The sequence below is a fragment of the Janthinobacterium sp. P210005 genome, from assembly GCF_036231865.1.
GTDB lineage: Bacteria > Pseudomonadota > Gammaproteobacteria > Burkholderiales > Burkholderiaceae_D > Janthinobacterium > Janthinobacterium kumbetense.
The window spans coordinates 677,533-695,827 of sequence record NZ_JAZARC010000001.1; the positions used below are offsets into that span (position 1 = coordinate 677,533).

At 64.0% G+C, this 18,295-nt stretch carries 18 protein-coding genes; 5 read left to right on the forward strand and 13 right to left on the reverse strand.

Going from position 1 to position 18,295, the window contains the following annotated elements:
* Nucleotides 1-210: 210 nt before the first annotated feature.
* Nucleotides 211-702: a sigma-70 family RNA polymerase sigma factor gene (locus tag VPH40_RS02830; protein ID WP_305051955.1), complete on the forward strand. Its 492-nt coding sequence runs from the start codon at nt 211-213 to the stop codon at nt 700-702.
* Nucleotides 689-1,498, forward strand: a complete 810-nt coding sequence (locus tag VPH40_RS02835) for an anti-sigma factor family protein (protein ID WP_328572596.1) — start codon at nt 689-691, stop codon at nt 1,496-1,498. Before VPH40_RS02830 ends, VPH40_RS02835 begins: the two co-directional genes overlap by 14 nt.
* 19 nt (nt 1,499-1,517) lie before the next feature.
* On the opposite strand, the gene VPH40_RS02840 is transcribed toward VPH40_RS02835, so the two are convergent.
* From VPH40_RS02840 to VPH40_RS02850, 3 genes are all read right to left on the reverse strand, one after another.
* On the reverse strand, nt 1,518-2,567 hold the full coding sequence (locus tag VPH40_RS02840; protein WP_328572597.1) for an alpha/beta hydrolase: 1,050 nt from the start codon (nt 2,565-2,567) through the stop codon (nt 1,518-1,520).
* Between the two features lie 9 nt (nt 2,568-2,576).
* Complete coding sequence (locus VPH40_RS02845) at nt 2,577-4,040, reverse strand: alpha/beta fold hydrolase (protein ID WP_328572598.1); 1,464 nt, start codon at nt 4,038-4,040, stop codon at nt 2,577-2,579.
* Between the two features lie 85 nt (nt 4,041-4,125).
* Nucleotides 4,126-6,411 carry a heavy metal translocating P-type ATPase gene (locus VPH40_RS02850; RefSeq protein ID WP_328572599.1) on the reverse strand — a complete coding sequence of 762 codons (2,286 nt, stop codon included), beginning with the start codon at nt 6,409-6,411 and terminating at the stop codon, nt 4,126-4,128.
* 99 nt (nt 6,412-6,510) lie between these two features.
* Here VPH40_RS02850 and cadR point away from each other — a divergent pair, with 99 nt between their 5' ends.
* Nucleotides 6,511-6,942, forward strand: a complete 432-nt coding sequence (cadR, locus tag VPH40_RS02855) for a Cd(II)/Pb(II)-responsive transcriptional regulator (RefSeq protein WP_034787498.1) — start codon at nt 6,511-6,513, stop codon at nt 6,940-6,942.
* A 10-nt stretch (nt 6,943-6,952) separates the two neighbouring features.
* On the forward strand, nt 6,953-8,035 hold the full coding sequence (locus tag VPH40_RS02860; RefSeq protein ID WP_328572600.1) for a hypothetical protein: 1,083 nt from the start codon (nt 6,953-6,955) through the stop codon (nt 8,033-8,035).
* Here VPH40_RS02860 and VPH40_RS02865 read toward each other — a convergent pair.
* The 7 genes from VPH40_RS02865 to VPH40_RS02895 form a co-directional block, all read right to left on the reverse strand.
* Nucleotides 8,032-9,564 (reverse strand): methyl-accepting chemotaxis protein, encoded by a 1,533-nt coding sequence (locus VPH40_RS02865; RefSeq protein WP_328573328.1) that lies wholly within the window; start codon nt 9,562-9,564, stop codon nt 8,032-8,034. The two genes, VPH40_RS02860 and VPH40_RS02865, sit on opposite strands and share 4 nt — an antisense overlap.
* Nucleotides 9,565-9,643: 79 nt before the next feature.
* Nucleotides 9,644-10,111 (reverse strand): cache domain-containing protein, encoded by a 468-nt coding sequence (locus tag VPH40_RS02870; RefSeq protein ID WP_328572601.1) that lies wholly within the window; start codon nt 10,109-10,111, stop codon nt 9,644-9,646.
* A gap of 240 nt (nt 10,112-10,351) precedes the next feature.
* Nucleotides 10,352-10,789 (reverse strand): hypothetical protein, encoded by a 438-nt coding sequence (locus VPH40_RS02875; protein ID WP_328572602.1) that lies wholly within the window; start codon nt 10,787-10,789, stop codon nt 10,352-10,354.
* Between the two features lie 13 nt (nt 10,790-10,802).
* Complete coding sequence (locus VPH40_RS02880) at nt 10,803-11,183, reverse strand: hypothetical protein (RefSeq protein ID WP_099667984.1); 381 nt, start codon at nt 11,181-11,183, stop codon at nt 10,803-10,805.
* A gap of 103 nt (nt 11,184-11,286) precedes the next feature.
* Complete coding sequence (locus VPH40_RS02885; protein WP_328572603.1) at nt 11,287-11,838, reverse strand: DUF4142 domain-containing protein; 552 nt, start codon at nt 11,836-11,838, stop codon at nt 11,287-11,289.
* Nucleotides 11,839-11,938: 100 nt separating this feature from the next.
* The gene (locus VPH40_RS02890; RefSeq protein ID WP_099667982.1) at nt 11,939-12,592 is read right to left on the reverse strand and encodes an SMI1/KNR4 family protein; all 654 of its coding nucleotides are present in this window, start codon (nt 12,590-12,592) and stop codon (nt 11,939-11,941) included.
* A complete protein-coding gene (locus VPH40_RS02895) occupies nt 12,589-12,996 on the reverse strand; it encodes a MerR family transcriptional regulator (protein WP_328572604.1) in 408 nt (135 codons plus the stop codon). Before VPH40_RS02895 ends, VPH40_RS02890 begins: the two co-directional genes overlap by 4 nt.
* A gap of 190 nt (nt 12,997-13,186) precedes the next feature.
* Between VPH40_RS02895 and VPH40_RS02900 the strand changes: the two genes are divergently transcribed.
* Nucleotides 13,187-13,981 carry an SDR family NAD(P)-dependent oxidoreductase gene (locus tag VPH40_RS02900; RefSeq protein ID WP_328572605.1) on the forward strand — a complete coding sequence of 265 codons (795 nt, stop codon included), beginning with the start codon at nt 13,187-13,189 and terminating at the stop codon, nt 13,979-13,981.
* Between the two features lie 3 nt (nt 13,982-13,984).
* On the opposite strand, the gene VPH40_RS02905 is transcribed toward VPH40_RS02900, so the two are convergent.
* From VPH40_RS02905 to VPH40_RS02915, 3 genes are read right to left on the reverse strand one after another with little or no spacing between them, the layout of a single operon-like run.
* The gene (locus tag VPH40_RS02905) at nt 13,985-15,292 is read right to left on the reverse strand and encodes an NRAMP family divalent metal transporter (RefSeq protein ID WP_328572606.1); all 1,308 of its coding nucleotides are present in this window, start codon (nt 15,290-15,292) and stop codon (nt 13,985-13,987) included.
* Nucleotides 15,293-16,063: a class I SAM-dependent methyltransferase gene (locus tag VPH40_RS02910; protein WP_328572607.1), complete on the reverse strand. Its 771-nt coding sequence runs from the start codon at nt 16,061-16,063 to the stop codon at nt 15,293-15,295.
* A gap of 59 nt (nt 16,064-16,122) precedes the next feature.
* A complete protein-coding gene (locus VPH40_RS02915; protein WP_442906630.1) occupies nt 16,123-18,132 on the reverse strand; it encodes a c-type cytochrome in 2,010 nt (669 codons plus the stop codon).
* Nucleotides 18,133-18,295 lie beyond the last annotated feature (163 nt).

The window sequence follows — 18,295 nt, forward strand, 5'->3', positions numbered from 1 at the left end:
TGCCAGGCCCCGATGCAATCGGGGCCTGCACATGCTATAACTGCGAAGGCGCGGCAAATATTCCCGCCTGTGCCGGTTTATTTTCTGCCGTAAAAAAACCGCCATATCGGGAATAAACGGCAGGCAAAGCGAGTCTTGGGAGTTGAGACGCCAGACAGGCGGATGGGTGTTGATTTGAACGACATCGATAAAACCCGGTTCTTTGAGAAAATGGCCTTGCCTCACCTGGACGCCGCCTACAAGCTGGCACGCTGGCTCACGCGCAATGACCAGAATGCCCAGGACCTGGTGCAGACGGCTTTCCTGCGCGCCTACCGCTACATGGACGGCTACCATGGCGACGGCGCGCGCGCCTGGCTGCTGACGATCGTGCGCAATACGTATTACACGTCGCTGCGCGATGGTCGCGCAGAACACGCTGACATCGGCTTTGACGAGGAACTCCATGGCCACGATGAAGATGGATGCGGCAACCCGGAAGACATCCTGGCCCGCGCCGATGCGAAGGAGGCGGTCAACCATGCCCTGGATACGCTGCCGCAGCCATTCAGGGAAGTGCTGGTGCTGAAGGAGATCGACGATTTATCCTACAAGGAGATTGCGGACATCGTCGGCATCCCGATCGGCACGGTGATGTCGCGCCTGGCGCGCGGACGCAAGCTGCTGCTGGCGCGCCTGAAACAATCTGATGGTGAGAGCTGACATGGAGTGCAAGGAATCACAAGACAGGCTGTCCGCCTATGCCGATGGCGAGCTCGATGCCTCGGCCATGGCGCAACTGGCGCAGCATCTGGCCCAGTGCCCGGACTGCGCCAAAGCCTGCGAACAGCTGTTTGCCCTGCGCGCGGCGGTGAAACAGCATGCCGCCGGCCATGCCGCGCCCGCTTTCCTGCAGCAGCGCCTGCGCCAGGCGCTGCAGGAAGAGGGCAAGCAGGCAAGGAAAGCCCCGCGCGGCAGGAAATGGGCGCAATTGCCGTGGGCCTGGATCAATTTTGGCGTGGCCAGCGCCAGCACGGCGGCCCTGGCCGTCACCGTGGCGCTGTATCTGTCCGTACCCTCGGACGCGGAACGGCTCGACCAGGAGATCATCGCCAGCCATTTCCGTTCGCTGATGCCCGATCATCTGGCCGACGTGGCGTCCTCCGACCAGCACACGGTCAAGCCATGGTTCAGCGGCAAGCTCGACTTTTCTCCACCCGTGGTTGATCTGGCGCAAGAAGGTTTCCCCTTGATCGGCGGGCGCCTCGACTATATCAACGCGCGTCCCGTCGCCGCTCTCGCGTACCGCCGGCACCAGCATGTGCTGAACCTGTATGTCTGGCCCGACGGGGCACAGCGCGATGCGCCGCCGCGCCTGACCGTCAGGCAAGGCTACCATTTGATACGCTGGAGCCGCTCCGGCATGCATTATCAGCTTATCTCGGACCTGAATGTGGCGGAACTGATGGACTTCGAGCGCCAGCTCACGGTGCAAATCGACAAGGAAAGTGTGCCGTGAATGCGCCGCGCCGCGCGCTTTACTTCAGCAAGGGCGCCACCTTGTCGCGCAAGACCGTCCATTGGGCGTCGTGCACGGCCTGGTTGGGGTCGTGTCCGGCCCGTTTCACCACGGTAAAATCCTTGGCCGGCGCCGTGATGCTGTCGAAGTAGCTGCGCGCGATGACGGGCGAGGTCAGCAAGTCCGCTTCGCCCATGATGAAAAATACGGGCAAGTCGAAGCGCGTGCCCAGCGCGGGCAGGTCGACCTTGGCAAACATGCCGTCGCCGCGCAGGCCGATGAACTGGATGTACGAGTAGTCATCGGCCGCCTCGGCATCGGCCAGCGCTTGCGGCGTGGCATAGAACGGCGCCGGCTGCCACCAGTGCTTGGGCGGCGCATCCGTTGCCAATCCCTCATATTTGCGGTCGAAGCGGCGCAGGATGCCGAAGTTGCGCGGATCGCGCCATGGCGGCGAGCCGAGCGCCGTCAGCTTGTCCACCGTGGCGGTATCGCCGGCCGCTTGCGCCAGCGCAAGCACTTCCCGGTACATGCCGGCCTCGTTGGCCCGCGCATTGACCACCTGCGCCGTGCCGATATACGCGTGGAACAGCTCTGGCTGCGCCTTGGCCATGTGCACACCGAGGATCGAGCCCCAGGAACTGCCCATCAAAATGACTTTCCGTTGGCCCAGATGCTGCCCGATATAGCGTGCCACGGCGATGCCGTCGTCGCGCATCTGTTCCAGCGTCAAGGGCAGCTCTTCCGATGGGCGCTGTTTGCCATACGTCATGCCCGCGCCGCGCTGGTCCCACTGCACCAGGGTGTAGTGGCGTTCCCAGCCCGCATAGATGGCATCCGCGTAGGGACTCAGCGCATTGCCGGGGCCGCCGTGGATGAACAGGATCACGGGATTGCCGCAGGCGGCGCCCTTGACCGTGATCCATTGCTCGATGCCATTGATGGGCACAAAGCCTTGCTCGCGGACGGACTGTGCGGGCGAAGCGCAGATGGACGGCGAAGCGGGCGGCGCCGCTTGTGCCACGCCGAAACAAGATAACAGCAGCAATGCCAGGCCTGCGATGCGCATATCGTCCTCTTAGTTAGTTGGGGGGAACTGCAGCGTGCAATCCTGCGCCGGCTTGCCGGCGATAAAGCGGGTGCTGGCCTGTTCAAAACAGGCGGGCGCCGTCCACAGGATGAAATGCGGGGCGTTGTGCACGGTGGACATGGCCACCGTGCCGGCCTTGTTCTGCGTCAAGGCCTGCACTTGCGCCTGCGCGCCCGCGTAGGGCGTCTTCGGGTCCAGGGTACCCTGCAGTACCAAAGTGGGCGGCACTTTCGCCGGCAATGCGCCGAAATAGGCGTCGCGCGGGTAGGTGGGCAAACCGCCGCCCAGCAGGATGCGGGGCAGGGGACTGGTAAACAGCAGCTCCGCCTCGTCGCGGTCGATGTCGGCGGCGGCCCAGTTCGGGCGCAGCGACGCTTGCAGATTGTTTTCCGAATTGCTGATGATATTAACCAGCGGAATCGACAGCGGCGACTGGGGATAGCTGCCCAGGCCGGCCGCCGCCTGCGTCAACGTGGCGCGCACGGACGCCAGCTCCCCATCCTTGCCCTGGTCCAGCTCGCGCAGCAGGTAGGGAATGCGGGCGCGGGCGGCAGGGACGTCGAGCATGCTGCCCAGGAAGTGCTTCAGGTTCTTGCCAGGGATCTTCGCCAGCAGCGCGGAATCGGCTTGCGCCTTGTCCAGCACGCGGCGGTACAGGGTGGCGGCCGGCTCTCCCAATGCCGCGTGGCAAGCGGCATCCGCATCGCACCAGGCGAGCACCTGCATGCCGGCCGTGTTGACCACGTGCGAGCGCTGGCTCAAGTCCCAGCGCGCATCCGTCTGCGGCGGTACCAGCGAGTCGAGGATGACGCCCTTGACGGGCAGCGGTCCCAGTTGCAAGGTGCGCAAGACCAGTTGCGTGCCATACGACACACTGTATACATATACGGGCGGCTGTTTGCCTTTGGCCTGGCGTTCGCCTGCGATCAAGGCTTGCAAGTCGCCCGCCGCCATGGTGATGGAAAACTGGCCCGCGTATTCCGGCATCAAGTTGATGCCGGCAAAGCAGCTGCCCCATTCCGCACCCGCCAGGGCGCGGCCGCCGGGACTCCGTTCCGACTCTTCCACCTTGCACAGGCGCGAAGAATGACCCGTGCCGCGGTGGTCGGGGATGAGGAATTCAAAGCCGGGAAAGCTGCGGCGCAAGGTGGGCAGCAAGCTGTAGAACGAGGCGCCCGATTCGCCGGGGCCGCCCGCCACCAGCCACAGGGTGCCCTTGGCGGGCTTGCCGGCAGGCACGTCGGCGGCAATCTTGCGCACGAAGACGTGCATGGCGTCCGGATCACCGATGCCACGGCCCTGGGCGTCGTAGCTGCCGGGCACGTTCAAACCCGAGCACAGACTGCCGGGCACGGCCGTATCGGAGCAGGGGGTGAAGTACATCGGTTCGGCATGCAGGGAGGCGGCAGCCAGCAAGGTGGCCAGCAGGGGGAGGCGGGGCAGAACGGTCATCGGCTACTTTGGCGAAGGTGGAGATCAAGCGCCAAAGTAGCGTTTTTTACAGCAATTGTCCAGATGGAAATATTTCTGCGTGGGACTATGTTTGCTTGCTATTGCGCAACAATCTCAAACCGTTGGCCACCACCAGCAGGCTGGCGCCCACGTCGGCGAACACGGCCATCCACAGGGTCGCCATGCCGGCCAGCGCCAGGCCGAAGAACACGGCCTTGATGCCGATGGCAAAGCTGATGTTTTGCACGAGGATGCCGCGCGTGCGCTGGCTCAGGCTGATGAATTCGGGCAATTTACCCAGTTCATCGTCCATCAGGGCCACGTCCGCCGTTTCGATGGCCGTGTCGCTGCCGGCCGCGCCCATGGCAAAGCCGATGTCGGCCTGCGCCAGGGCGGGGGCGTCGTTCACGCCGTCGCCCAGCATGGCGACCACGCCGAACTGCTGCTGCAAGGCCTTGATTTCATCCAGTTTATTCTCTGGCAGCAATTCCGCCTTGACCAGGCTGACCCCCACTTCATTGCCGATGCGCTGGGCCGTCAGCAAGTTGTCTCCCGTCAGCATCACGGTGGTCACGCCCAGCGCATTCAACCTGGCGATGGCGGACGCCGCCGTCGGGCGCAGCACGTCGGCCACGGCGATCACGCCCAGCGCACCGGCCGAGGTGGCCAGCACCATGGCCGTATAGGCTTGCTGTTCCAGCCGCGCCAGGATGGCTTGCAACTCCGGCGTCAAGACGTTCAATTCCGTCATCAGACGCGCATTGCCCAGGTAATACGTTTGTCCATCGATGCTGCCGCGCACGCCGCGTCCATGCAGGGCGGCAAACTGGGTGACGGGCAAGTGGCTGCTCGCGGGCGGACCCGCCTTGACGATGGCGGCGGCCAGCGGGTGGGCGGAATTGGCGTCCAGGCTGGCGGCCAGCAGCAGGATAGTATCGCGGTCGCTGCCTTCCAGGGCCACCACGTCCGTGACGGCCGGTTTGCCCATGGTCAAGGTGCCCGTCTTGTCGACGGCGATGGCCTTGATGCGGTAACCCGTTTCCAGGAATTGGCCGCCTTTCACCAGTATGCCACGCCGCGCGGCCGCCGTCAGGCCGCTGACGACGGTGACCGGCGTAGAAATGACGAGCGCGCACGGGCAGGCGATCACCAGCATCACCAGCGCCTTGTAGATCCAGGCCATGAAGGGTGCGCCGAAGAGCAGCGGCGGCAGCACGGCCACGAGGATGGCGAAGACGACGACAGCCGGCGTGTAATAGCGGGCGAAATTGTCGACAAAGCGCTGCGTGGGCGCCTGTTTCCCCTGGGTTTCCTCGATCACCTTGACGATTTTCGCCAGGGTGCTGTTGCCGCTGTTGGCGGTGACGGTGACGTCGAGCAAGCCCCGTTCATTGATGGTGCCCGCATACACGACGTCGCCCACGGCCTTGTCCACCGGCATGCTTTCACCCGTGATCGGCGCCTGGTTGACGGACGATTCGCCGCTTTGCACGATGCCGTCGAGCGCGATGCGCTCGCCCGGCTTGACGCGCATCAGCGTGCCGATGGCCACCGTGGCAACGTTCACCTGGCTCCAGGCGCCGCTGGCGTCGGCCACGGTCGCCGTATCGGGCGCCAGCTGCATCAGGCTTTGCACGGCGTTGCGCGCGCGGTTCAAGGACAAGCCTTCGATCAGCTCGGCAATGGCGAACAGGAAGATGACCATGGCCGCTTCCGGCCATTGGCCGATGGCGATGGCGCCGAAAACCGCTAGGCTCATCAGGAAATTGATGTTCAGGGTGAACGTTTTCAGGGCGATCCAACCCTTTTTCAGGGTCGGCCAGCCGCCCGTGGCGATCGACAGCAGGGCCAGGGCGATGACGAGGGGCGAACTGTCCGCATGCGTGGTCCACGCCAGCGCTTCGGCGCCCGCCGCCGCCAGGCCGGAGACGACCAGCAAGCCCTTTTGCATGCCGCTCAGGCTGCCTTCGTCCGCATCGCGTACTACGATAGCGTCCGCCTCCATGGGAATGGCCTGCATGCCGATGCCGTGCAGGGCCGCTTCCACCGTGGCCAGTGTAGGCAGGGTGTGGTGCACGTCGAGCACGCGGTTCATCAGGTTGAAATCGAGGCCCACGACACCGGCCATGGTGGCCAGCTTGTTGCGGATCAAGCGCTCTTCCGTGGGGCAATCCATATTGGCGATGCGGTATTTGGCCGTGTTGGCGCCGGCGATGGCGGCGCTGGGCCGCGCTGGAGCGGACGCGGCGGCAGGCGTGGACGAGCACGCATGCTGGCTGGAACAGCAGCTGGACGCCTTGGGCGCAGGGCTGGGTTCGTGCGCATGCTTGTGGTCGTGCGCATGGGTATGGTTATGGCTATCGTGCGGCATCGCATCGTCCTTCCGGTTTCGTGTATGCTTCCATTAGAAACCCTGTAGCGGCTACAGGGTCAAGCGGAATTTGCATGTTGGAATGAAAAAGGGGATGCCATGCGTATCGGAGAATTGGCCAAACGGACAGATTGTGACGTGGAAACCGTACGTTACTATGAAAAGGCGGGCTTGCTGCAGGAACCGGGGCGCAACAGCGCCGGCTACCGCGAGTACCGGGAAGAACACCAGGAACGGCTGCAATTCATCCGCCATTGCCGCTCGCTGCAGATCGGCTTGACGGATATCCGCGCCTTGCTGGAATTTAAGAACAACCCGGCCGAAGGTTGTCAGAGCGTCAATGAATTGCTCGACCACCATATTCTGCGCATTGCCGAACAAATGGCGAACCTGCAAACCTTGCAGCAGCAACTGGTGACCCTGCGCCACCAGTGCGACCAGCCGCAGCCGTCGCAAGACTGCGCCATCCTGCAAAACCTGTCCGAGGCGGCCAGCGGCCACGACTGCGCCTGCCATACTGAACTTCATTGACGATTGCTGCATGCTGAAACTGTTACCTAAAAAAACTTTATTGACCTTATCCCTGCTGTCGCCGCTGAGCCATGCCGCCGATGCGCCGCCCGCAGCCGGACACTACCTGACCATGTACGCCGCGCCAGGCGTGCCGCAAGACGATGACCCCTACACCTGGAGCACGGTTGGCGGCAAGCAGCTGACGAAAGGCGTGACGAAGGCGGATGGCCGCGCCTATCTCAGGGGCGAGGAGGGCGAAGAAAATTATGTGCTGAAAACCGTCAGCATGCGCTGGCAGCTGAAGGTGCCGGCCAAGTGCTGGCAGGGCGCGCCGGAGGCTTTCCTGGACTGCGTGCAACTGGCCAAGACCACGAGCCGCTATGACGAAGAGCAAGAGGCGCTCAAGCTGGCGGAGCAGCAGAAGGAAGCCAGGATGCAGGCCAGGATCGCCGCCTACGCGGTGGAGGCCCGTGCCAACGACGATGCGCTGGCCTGGCTGGGGCGTCTGCCTGCGAGCTGGACCCTGGAAGCGTATGGCAAGCGCCTGCTGGGCGTCGGCGACAAGATCGCCAGATACATCGCCGACGAAGTCCCGCAGGACGGGCCCGATGCGCGCCAGTTCGTCTGCCGCGCGCCCGCCGACTACGGCCCCGTGCCGGACCAGGCCGTTGTGGAAGCGTGGATGGCATTGCCGGATGACGCGCGCAAGGTGCGTGCCGGCCCAGCCTGGGATGCGCTGGCGGCGGCAGGCGGGAAGGGCAACTGGATGGCCCGCCTGGAACTGTATTACGCCTTGTCGAGCGTCAATGTCAGCGAATTGAGCTTGCTGGAACAGTACCGCATCGTGCAATTGATGGAATGGCTGCACAAGAAGAAGGTGGGCGGCCTGTACAGCTACTTCAGCGCCGCCATCCCGGCTACGCCAGGCAGCAATTACCATGCCGCCTGGCGCAGGCAAGACCAGGTTTTCCTGTATTCAGCCCTGCTGGGTGATTACCATCAACAATACCGCATGGGCAATGTCTTGCTGCGGGACGCGGACCCCGCGCTGGTCGAGGCAGGCAAGGCCATGCAAGCCTGCGCCCGGGCCGCCATGCCGCACCGGCGCTAAGGCGCCAGCAACGGTGCGCCGCCTTCGCCCAGGCGGAAGGCGTCGACCACGCGCAATAAATCATGCGCCTGATCCTGCATGCTTTGCGCGGCGGCGGCCGACTGTTCGACGAGGGCGGCATTGCGCTGGGTCAATTCGTCCATTTCCGTAATGGCGTTGTTGACTTCCTCGATGCCCTTGCTCTGGCGCTGGCTGGCCGCCGTGATGTCGTTCATGATTTCCGTCACTTGCTGGACAGAGGCGACGATATCGCCCATGGTGCGCCCGGCGCTGTCGGCCAGCTCGCTGCCCGTTTCTATCCTGGCCACGGAATCCTCGATCAATTGCTTGATTTCGCGCGCCGCCGTGGCCGAGCGCTGCGCCAGGCCACGCACTTCCGTGGCGACGACGGCAAAGCCGCGTCCCTGTTCGCCCGCGCGCGCCGCTTCCACGGCCGCGTTCAAGGCAAGGATATTGGTCTGGAAGGCAATGCCGTCGATGACGGCGATGATGTCGACGATGCGCCCGGAACTGGCCTTGATCGAGCCCATCGTCTCGACCACCTGGCCCACCACGCGGCCGCCCTCGAGCGCCACGTTCGATGTCGACAGGACCATCTGGTTGGCCTGGTGCGCATGGCTGGCGTTTTCGCGCACGGTATCCGTCAAGGCATGCATCGATGACGCCGTTTCCTGCAAGGAATGGGCTTGCGATTCCGTGCGGGCCGACAAGTCCGCATTGCCCAGCGCGATTTCACTCGCTTCCACCGTGATGGTGGAGCCTGCCTGGCGTATGTCGCCCAATAAAGTGTTCCAGTTTTTCAGCACCGTGGCCAGGGCCCGCGCCAGCTTGCCCACCTCGTCGTCGCCCCGGGCGTCGATGCGCGTGGTCAAGTCGCCGGCGGCCAGCGATTCGGCGGCGCGGCAAGCTTCGTCGATCGGGCCCACCACGGAGCGCGCCACCCAGGTGGCGATCAGGGCCAGCAGGGCAAAGCCGATGGCCATGGCGCCCAGCGACAGCCAGCCGGCGCGCTGGCCCGCATTCTTGGTATCCTGCAAGGCATCGACAGTGCGGTGGTCGAGATTGAGTAGCACCTGGCGCAACTGCCCACGCACTTGCTGGTAATGCGTGGCGGCATTTTGCATCGCCGCCACGCCCGTATTCGGGTCCATGGACGCCAGGTCCAGCGCCTGCGCCACGCTGGCACGGTAGCGTTCGACACCCGGCAGCGCCTGGCCCGCTTCCGTGGCGGCGCCCGAGAATGTCTGCAATTGCTGCAAGCCTTGCGCGATGGCGTTCAGCTGGCCATCCGTTTGCGCGCCGAATTGCTTGAATTGTTCATCCGACAGGCTGGCCGCGATGGCAATCTTCGCATACACGTCGGCGTGCACCTGGCCCAGGGCAATGGCTTGCTGGTTCGCAAGCCGCTCGGCCGTCAGGGTGACGTCTTTCAGTTCGCGCATGCGCTGCTCGTTCTGCTGCATGGCGAAGTAGGACAAGGCCCCCATGGCCAGCAGGCAAGCCAGCGCGACCACCGGGACGATCAACATCTTCTGTGCGATTTTCACATGCAGCCCCTATCGTCAAGAGAGTGGACAACCATCCCGGCGCCGGCGGCGCGGCGGCTGGCTACAGGTAGATACCGCCGCAGACGACGGTCTCGGCCAGCTTTTCGCAGTACATCACCTTCGGCTCGATCTTCTTGGTTTCCGGATTCGTGAATTTGTATTCCTGCCAGAACGTGCCCTTGCTCTTGGCCAGGTCGACGCGCTCCTTGACGAAGGCCTTGCCGTCGATATCTTTCAAGTCGATCAAGTTCTTGCCCACCATTTTCGGGTTGGCGCCATGCGCGGCGACCGTGCCGTCGAGCTTATACACGACCAGGTACAGGTCGTGCAGGATAAATTGCGGGGACTTGGCCGTGATCTCGCCATACGCCTTGGCGTCGCCGGCGCTCTTGATGTAGGCCACGCCTTTCTTGACCATGGCTTCGGCGTCGGCGCGCGTGGCGCCGCCCTCGGCAGCGCTGGCGACACCGGGCAAGGTGGCGGCGGCAAGCATGAGCGACAAACACATGGCAGGGGCGAACTTGGGCATGAGAATCTCCTTCACATTGCAGCTGGGGGAAGCCGGCGGGGGAACCGGCGCGGTAAGGCGGCGCCTATCGAAGTGCCGACGGCTCATGGTAGCGCGATGCCAGTGGGCATGCGCTGGTGCAACAGATATTTTTTCAGACGGGCGTTTTTGCAACGGCGCGTGCACATTGCCGCAATGGATATTTCATAGGGGAAAGGAGGGCGCAGCCTATCGTGTCGATAGTGTGGCGCGTGCGCCGCGCTACCAGCTGGCCGGGTCTTCCACCGCCGCGCGCGCCAGGTCGTCGCGCCAGTCTTGCCGCACCAGGCGGTAGATATCGGCAAAGAACGCGCGCGGGTCGTGCATTTCGTCCCACAGGGCCGGCAGCGCATGCGTGCTTTCCGGGTCATGTTCGAGGATGGCCTGGAAATCGTAATCAGGGTCTTGCAAGGCCTGCGCCAGCACGGCCGCCAGCGCATGGCGGTGGCGGTAGCTGAGTTCCTTGTATTGCGACGTGATGTCGCGCCGTATCAACGCCGCGCGCTGGGCAGGATCGTTCATGTCCCAGGCATCCAGTTCCACGCCCAGGGTTTCTTCGCGGTCATACACGTCGAAGGGACCGAGGAAATGGTGCAAGGTGGGAAGGTAGGGGGCGTCGCTCCAGGGGCCGCGCAATCCCTTTTGTTTCAGTTCTTGCATGATGATTTTCCGTTCACGCGCACTCGGGCAAGGTCCAGCCTTCATACCCGAGGTCGGTCGGGTAGATGGCGCGGTTCTGGCCCCAGTGGGCATGGTCGAGGATGCCGTCTTCATGCATGTCCAGCACCCATTCCGTGCTTTCCAGCATGGTGCCATCCTTGTGGTACACGCGGAAGAAGGTGGACGTGCTGAACGCACGCACGATGTTGTTCGGCACGCCGTTGCCGTAGTGCGGCACATAGGTCTTGATCACGCATGTGCCCTGGTCGTTCCACTGCTGGGCATACACGGTGGCATTGCGCGCCGCGCTCACCTTGATGAAGAGCCAGCCTGCCAGCAGGATGAGGAACAGGAAGGCGGCGGCGATCAAGCCGGTTTTCTTGAGTAGCTGCATGAGGTCATGGCATGGCCGAAAACGAAGTTGCCGCATTGTATGTCAAGAGCAGAAATACTTGCTGTACAGCACGTACTGCAAGTATTTCCCCGCGTATGGCCGTCTATTTCGCCAATGCCGCCTGCAGCGCATGCGCCATTTCCAGGTGATGTTGCAACGCCGGCAAGGTTTTCGTGGCAAAGGCCTTGATGTCGGGATCGCTCGCCTTTTGGCTGGCATCCGTGAACAGTTTCACGGCCTCCTTGTGCGCCGCCACGCCGATGGTGGCCGCATATTCCCTGTCGAAGGCCTGGCCTTCCAGGCGGCCCAGCCGGTCGAGCTGCGCCTTGTGTTTCGCGGCGGGCTGGTCGCTGACCTCGATCTGCTTGCTGCTGGCCAACTGTTTCAGCGCGTCGGCCACTGTCGTGTGGGCGGTGACCATGGCGTCGGCGAATTGCTTCACTTCCCCATTGCTGCTCTTGCTTTGCGCTACCTTGCTGGCGGCGATTTCCGTACTGCCCGCATCGGCGGCCTTGCTGAGGAATCGCTTGTCGTACGCGCCCGGCGCGGCGGCGGCGATGCTGTTGATGGCGATGCCGCTCAACAGCGCGACGGCCGCACCGATGGCCACGCTTTTCAGGGAGGGGGTACGGGAACTGGTGGTGGAGATAGGCATGGGAAATCCTTTCAAATATGGCGTTTTATGCAAGCTGATGACAATGTTAAGTCATCAGCCTGCGCACACCCATAGGACAGGCGCGGCCATGCCCGTAGGACTAGTCCTGTTCGTTAGCGCACAGTTCGACTTGTTTAATAGCAAATAAAGCGGCGATGCCCGCATCGCGGCGCCAGGCGGGCATACCGATATCGAGCCACTGCGCCATCGCTTCCAGGTGCGAGGGTTCCGAAACGCTGTGTTCGAGTTCCTCCAGCACCGTGTCGCGGTCGATATACAGGCTGTCCAGCCAGGCGTCGAACGAGGGCGCCAGTTCCATCAGGCCGTGGGCGCGCTTGCCCGTCCACTCCGGCAATTCCTGCACATAGGCCAGCACCCGGCCGCCGCCTTCTTCCGTCAAGTCCAGGTAGAGCATGGAATTGCCGCCATCGCGGGCGAACGGCAGGATGCGCACCGGCATGTCCGCATGCTGGCGCGCGGCGCGGATTTCGCCGACCAGGGTTTCATCGCAGAAATCGCCTTCGTCGGCGCTGAAAAAGGTATTGAAGCCCATTTTTTCCACGCCGCCATTGCCGTCCGGCACATCGCACGTGTAATCGAACCAGGCGCCGTTGGCAACCCGCAAGAACGCCAGGAAGGCGGGCGGCAAGGGCGCTTCCAGCAAGGTTTCGATGGCGGCGATCTGCTGCGCCGTGGGGGCAGGCTTGGCGCCCTCGAGCGCCAGGTGGCGGTACTGCGTGTAATGGTTGCTCATTGAGTCTCCTTGTCGTTATTCTTGTTCATATGCACTGGCGCCGCATCGTCGCAACCCGTCTCCACCTTGGCCAGTGCATCGACGAGGCCGGCGCGCAGCACGGCCATCGAACGGGCCTTGTCATCGATCTGGGCAATTTTTGTTTCCAGCATGGTCCGTTTGGTCTGCGCATCGAGCGCGTTTTCCTGCCAGACGGCAATGACTTCAGCGATTTCCTTCAAGGTAAAGCCCAGCGCCTTGGCGTGGCCGATCAGCTCGATGCGCCGCAACGCTTGCGCCGAGTATTCCTTGTAGTTATTCGTCATGCCCGGCTGCGGCGCTTCCTCCAGCAAGCCCTGGCGCTCGTAAAAGCGCACCGTATCCTTGCTGACGCCCGTCAGGCGGGTGATTTCACCGATGCGCATAGTTTTTTGACTTTCTACTCATTTGTGGAACGTGAAAAATGTGCAGGGCAAGGCGTATAGGCGCAGACAGTACGCTAGTACGGCAAGACTATGCAACGCGGCCATGCGCACTTTTTTGCGTTCCACGCTTGACCGTGGACTAAAGTCTACAGTTTACATTAGAAATACTCTCAACTACGACACGTTTGCCATGCTCCCATACGACTACACCAACCAAACCGTGCTGATCACGGGCGCCTCGTCCGGCATCGGCCGCGTCTTTGCGCAAACCCTGGCCGCGCGCGGCGCGCACTTGCTGCTGCTGGCCCGTTCCGGCGCCGTGCTCGACAGCCTGGCCAGGGAACTTTCCCAACGCCACGGCATCCGCGCGCACGCGCTGGTGGCCGACCTGGGCTTGCCCGGCGCCGCGCAAGACGCCCATGCACAGGCGTGCGCCTTGGGCATGCCGCCCGATGTACTGATCAATAACGCGGGATTCGCCACGCATGGCAGGTTCGAGAGCATCGACCTGGCGCGCCAGGCGGCCGAAGTCACCGTCAATTGCACGGCCCTCATGGAATTGACGCACTGCGCCTTGCCGCACATGCTGGCCCAGGGGCGGGGCGCCATCATCAACGTGGCGTCCACGGCGGCCCTGCAACCCGATCCCTACATGGCGATCTACGGCGCCAGCAAGGCGTTCGTGCTGTCGTTTTCGGAAGCGCTGTGGGCGGAAAACCGCCAGCGCGGCGTGCGCGTGCTGGCCCTATGCCCTGGCGCCACGGACACGGCCTTCTTCGACGTGGTGGCCGCGCCCGAAGCGGCCGTGGGCAAGCGCATGGCGCCGCAAGCCGTCGTCGATGAAGCGCTGCGCGCGCTGGACCGGGGCCGCAGCAGCCATGTGGCGGGCCGGCCGAACAGGCTGCTGGCCTGGCTGCCGCGTTTGCTGCCCCGCCAGACCGTGCTGGGCATCGTGGAAGGCATGCTCAAGCCGAAGACGGCCTAGGCTTCAAAACGCCATGGTGGCAAACATGGCCAGCACGGCCGTTGCCATGACGATGGTCGACAGCCAGCCCAGCGCCCGCAGGCGTCTTGAAATGGTGAGCGTGCCCATGATGGCGGGGCGCGAGGCCATCACCATCATCAGGGCCATGATGGGCACGGAAATGACGCCATTGATGACGGCGCTCCAGTACAGGGCCTTGATGGGGTCGAGCGGCGTGAAGCACAGGGCGGCGCCGATCACGGTGGCCGTGACGATGATGCCGTAGAACTTTTTCGCGGCCCGGGGCGCCAGTTCCAAGCTGTTTTTCCAGTGGAAGGCGCCCGCCATGGCGTAGGCGGCCGAGCCGGCCAGCACGGGAATGGCCAGCAAGCCCGTGCCGATGATGCCCAGGCTGAACAGGGCAAACGCGAACTCGCCGGCGATGGGGCGCAGGGCGGACGCCGCTTGCGCCGACGTGTCGATATGCGTGATGCCTTGCGCGCCCAGGGTCACGGCCGTCGTCAGCATGATGAAGAAGGCCACCAGGTTGGAAAAGCCCATGCCGATGGCCGTGTCCATCTTGATGCGCTGGAATTGCCGCGGCGCCTGTTCCGGCGCCCGGCGCAGGGCTTGCGCGCCGGCATCCGCCTGCAAGTCTTCCACTTCCTGCGACGCCTGCCAAAAGAACAAGTAGGGGCTGATCGTCGTGCCGAACACGGCCACGATCATGGTCACCGAGGCGGCCGACCAGGCGAACCGGGGCCAGACGGTGCGCAGCGCCACTTCGCCCCAGGGAATGTGCACGGTCAGCACGGTGGCCACATAGGCCAGCAATCCCAGGGTCAGCCATTTCAGGATGCGTACATATTGTTGGTAGGGAATAAACACTTGCAACAGCAGGGACAGCAGCCCGAAGCCCATGGCGTACAGGTGGGTGGGACCGCCGATGATCAGGGTCAAGGCATCGCCCATGGCGGCCACGTCGGCGGCAATATTGATGACATTGGCCAGCAGCAGCAAGCCGACGATGGCGTACAGCAAGGATTTCGGATAATGGCGGCGGATATTCGTCGCCAGCCCGTGCCCGCTGACCCGGCCGATCTTGGCGCTGATCACCTGGATGCCCAGCATCAAAGGAAAGGTCAGGCAGACGGTCCACAGCATGCCGAAGCCGAACTGGGCGCCCGCCTGCGAATACGTGGCGATGCCGCTGGGGTCGTCGTCGGCCGCGCCCGTGATCAGACCGGGGCCCAGCTTGCCCAGCCAGGTGTCGGAAGGGGCCGCCTCCTGGTTGGCGGCCTGCTGCGGTTCTATGCCTTGTTCAGTAGACATCTATACGGCCTGCGCCACGAAGGCGGCCGTCCGGTAGGGCACGCTGATGCTGTCCCGCCCGCGCAAGGCCGGCTCCGACGCGACCAGCTGGCCAATCTCGTCATCGATGCGCTGGCGCGCCTGCGGCGGCAAGGCGGCGATAAAACTGGTGGAGCGCACGCGGTTGAACAGCACGTCTTCGGGCGATCCCGTGTGTTCCTGGGAAAAATGTGTTTCCTGCAAGGGAGTAAACCCCGCATGAGGGAAGGCCCGGCGCCAGGCGCCCGTGTAGTAGCGGGGCGTGTCGCCTTCCGCCTGGTTGACGATGGCGTCCAGTCTTGCCACCCAGGGCACGCTGGCGTCGCGCAGATTCCACACCAGGCTCAGCCTGCCGCCCGGCTTGAGCACGCGCCAGATTTCATCGAGCGCCTCCGGGGTGGCGAACCAGTGAAACGCTTGCGCGCAGACCACGGCGTCGACCGAGCTGTCGGGCAGGGGAATGGCCGTTGCCGTGCCCGCCAGCGCCTGGACTTGCGGCAAGGCCGCCGCCAGTCTTGCCAGCATGGCAGGCACGGGTTCCACGGCAATCACCGTGGCGCCCGTGTCCAGCAGGCGCGGCGTGAACTTGCCCGTGCCGGCGCCCAGGTCCAGCACGGTGGCGCCCGGCCCCAGGCCCAGGCTATCCTGCAGCCAGGCCGACACTCCAGGTGGGTAATCGGGCCGGCCCTTGACGTAGCTGGCGGCCGCCGTGGCATAACCGCCGGCTGCCGCGTGGTGGATATTGCTGCTCATGCAAGACTCCTTGGCGTGGTCGTGGCATGAGCGTAGCAGATTACGAACGCGATGGGGTGTCAGTAGCGCGCATCCTTGGGCTTGCCGCCCTTCGGCCAATCCTTGACCTTGTCGGGGAAGTCCGGGCGCGGCATGTGCGTAAAATATTCGGCCACGTCGACGGCGTCCTGGTCGGACAGGTTGCCTTGCCCCAGCGGAAATTTCTGGCCGTGGCCCATCACCATGTTCGCCTTGACGAAGCCGGCCGCCGTGTAGGTGCGGGCCATGCCGGCGCCGATATTGAACGAGCGCTCGCCCCACAGCGGCGGGAAGGCCACCACGCCGTTGGCGCCGCGGATGCCTTCGCCATTCGCGCCATGGCAGACGGCGCATTGCTCGGCGTACACTTTTTTACCATGCACTGGGTCAGGCAGCAGATTGCGGTCGATCTTCGCCACGCCCCGTCCAGGCACCTTGTCGTTCGCCTGCGTGGCGCCCTTCATCCAGTCGATGTAGGCGACCATGGCCTGCAGGTCGGGGCCATCCACGGGCAGGGGCTTGCCGTGCATGGAACGGCGGAAGCAGCCGTTGATGCGCTCGCCCAGGCTGATGACCTTGCCGGCGCGCGGCGCTTCCGCCGGGAAGAAGGCGGAAATGCCGAGGAAGGGCGAACCGTTGGCCACGGTGCCGCCATTCAGGTGGCAACTGCTGCAATTGAGGTCGTTGCCCACGTTTTGCGGCAGGCGGGCGCGCGTTTCCGTCATCAGCTGCATGCCGTGAATCAATTGATTGGCATTCGGATCGGCCGTCAGGGCGGCAAAGCGGGGCGTGACAAAGCCGCCCGCATCCGGCGCCTTGAGCTTGAGCTCCTTGCGCACCTTGGCGATGTGGGAGGGCGTGACGGGCGCGCCGTGATTCCCCCACTTGCCGCGCACGAAGGTGAGGATTTCCGCCAGTTCCGTGTCGGACAGGCGGTCATATGCGGGCATGCCGAAGGAACGGGGCGACTGCTGCGTGACGGCCGACTGCCAGCCGGTCAATGCGATATGGATGACGGAGGTGGCGTCCTTCGACTGCACCGAATCATTCTGCGCCAGCGGCGGGAAGATGTTTTCCACGCCGCGGCCGTCGCGGCGGTGGCAGGTGGCGCAAAACTGCAGGTAGCCGAGGCCGCCGCGCGTGTTGTACAGCGCGTCGTTGCTGGCCGCGACAGCCGGCGCCGGTTTACTCTGCTGCACTGGCGCGCCCGGCTTGGCCGGCAAGCCGTGCAGGTAGTGCGCCAGCGCATCGAGGTCGCCGTCCGTGAAGTATTGCGTGCTGTGCGTGATGACTTCCGTCATGCTGCCGGCCGCCGTGCCGAAGCTGTTGCGGCCCGTTTTCAGCAATTGCACGATGTCGGCCGGCGTCCACAGATTGCGCAAATTGACGGCATGCCAGCCGTCGAAGGTGAAGCCGGACAGATAATGCTTGCCGCTGCCGCCATCCTGGCCCATGGTTTTTTCCTGGAAGGCCACGCCGCGCGGCGTGTGGCACGAGCCGCAATGACCGAGCCCCTGGGCCAGATAACTGCCCCGGTTCCACATGGCCGACTTGGCGCTGTCGGGCTTGAATGGCGCATCGTCGAGGAAGACGGCGTTCCACAGCGACAGACCCCAGCGCATGCTGAACGGCCATTTCATGTCCGTTTCGCGGTTTTGCTGCGCCACGGGCGCCACGCCCCGCTGCAAATACGCGTACAGGGCCTGCATGTCGTCGGGCGTGATCTTCGCGTAGGAAGGGTAGGGCATGGCCGGATACAGATTGTGCCCGTCCGCCGCCACGCCCTTGCGCATGGCGCGGTCGAATTGCGCGAAGGTGTACCTGCCCAGGCCCGTCTTCGCATCCGGCGTGATATTCGTGCTGTAGATGGTGCCGAACGGCGTTTTCAATTCCAGGCCGCCAGCCATGGCGGCGCCGTTCGGGCTGGTGTGGCAGGCCACGCAGTCGCCCAGGCGGGCGACATACTCGCCGCGCTTGATCAGCTCGGCCGACGCCGTGGGCGCAGGTGCAGCCACGGCGCTGGCGCAGCAGGCCAGCATGCCCAGGAGCATGATGGCAAGCCGGCCACACAGCGAGGGGGAGGAAGCAGGAGGGCGGCGCGAGCCGCGATGCAGGATGGAAATGGCGTTCATGGTGACCCTTTATTATTCGGGCCAAGCTTACGCATTCCTGCCCAAGGCGAAAATTGGGAGTTTCTTTCGGTCGACTAGGTAA

Coding starts and splice junctions, on each gene's coding strand:
- VPH40_RS02830 (WP_305051955.1), top strand. CDS start 211: ATGGCCTTGCCTCACCTGGACGCCGCCTACAAGCTGGCACGCTGGCTC.
- VPH40_RS02835 (WP_328572596.1), top strand. CDS start 689: ATGGTGAGAGCTGACATGGAGTGCAAGGAATCACAAGACAGGCTGTCC.
- VPH40_RS02840 (WP_328572597.1), bottom strand. CDS start 2,567: ATGCGCATCGCAGGCCTGGCATTGCTGCTGTTATCTTGTTTCGGCGTG.
- VPH40_RS02845 (WP_328572598.1), bottom strand. CDS start 4,040: ATGACCGTTCTGCCCCGCCTCCCCCTGCTGGCCACCTTGCTGGCTGCC.
- VPH40_RS02850 (WP_328572599.1), bottom strand. CDS start 6,411: ATGCCGCACGATAGCCATAACCATACCCATGCGCACGACCACAAGCAT.
- cadR (WP_034787498.1), top strand. CDS start 6,511: ATGCGTATCGGAGAATTGGCCAAACGGACAGATTGTGACGTGGAAACC.
- VPH40_RS02860 (WP_328572600.1), top strand. CDS start 6,953: ATGCTGAAACTGTTACCTAAAAAAACTTTATTGACCTTATCCCTGCTG.
- VPH40_RS02865 (WP_328573328.1), bottom strand. CDS start 9,564: ATGTTGATCGTCCCGGTGGTCGCGCTGGCTTGCCTGCTGGCCATGGGG.
- VPH40_RS02870 (WP_328572601.1), bottom strand. CDS start 10,111: ATGCCCAAGTTCGCCCCTGCCATGTGTTTGTCGCTCATGCTTGCCGCC.
- VPH40_RS02875 (WP_328572602.1), bottom strand. CDS start 10,789: ATGCAAGAACTGAAACAAAAGGGATTGCGCGGCCCCTGGAGCGACGCC.
- VPH40_RS02880 (WP_099667984.1), bottom strand. CDS start 11,183: ATGCAGCTACTCAAGAAAACCGGCTTGATCGCCGCCGCCTTCCTGTTC.
- VPH40_RS02885 (WP_328572603.1), bottom strand. CDS start 11,838: ATGCCTATCTCCACCACCAGTTCCCGTACCCCCTCCCTGAAAAGCGTG.
- VPH40_RS02890 (WP_099667982.1), bottom strand. CDS start 12,592: ATGAGCAACCATTACACGCAGTACCGCCACCTGGCGCTCGAGGGCGCC.
- VPH40_RS02895 (WP_328572604.1), bottom strand. CDS start 12,996: ATGCGCATCGGTGAAATCACCCGCCTGACGGGCGTCAGCAAGGATACG.
- VPH40_RS02900 (WP_328572605.1), top strand. CDS start 13,187: ATGCTCCCATACGACTACACCAACCAAACCGTGCTGATCACGGGCGCC.
- VPH40_RS02905 (WP_328572606.1), bottom strand. CDS start 15,292: ATGTCTACTGAACAAGGCATAGAACCGCAGCAGGCCGCCAACCAGGAG.
- VPH40_RS02910 (WP_328572607.1), bottom strand. CDS start 16,063: ATGAGCAGCAATATCCACCACGCGGCAGCCGGCGGTTATGCCACGGCG.
- VPH40_RS02915 (WP_442906630.1), bottom strand. CDS start 18,132: ATGCTCCTGGGCATGCTGGCCTGCTGCGCCAGCGCCGTGGCTGCACCT.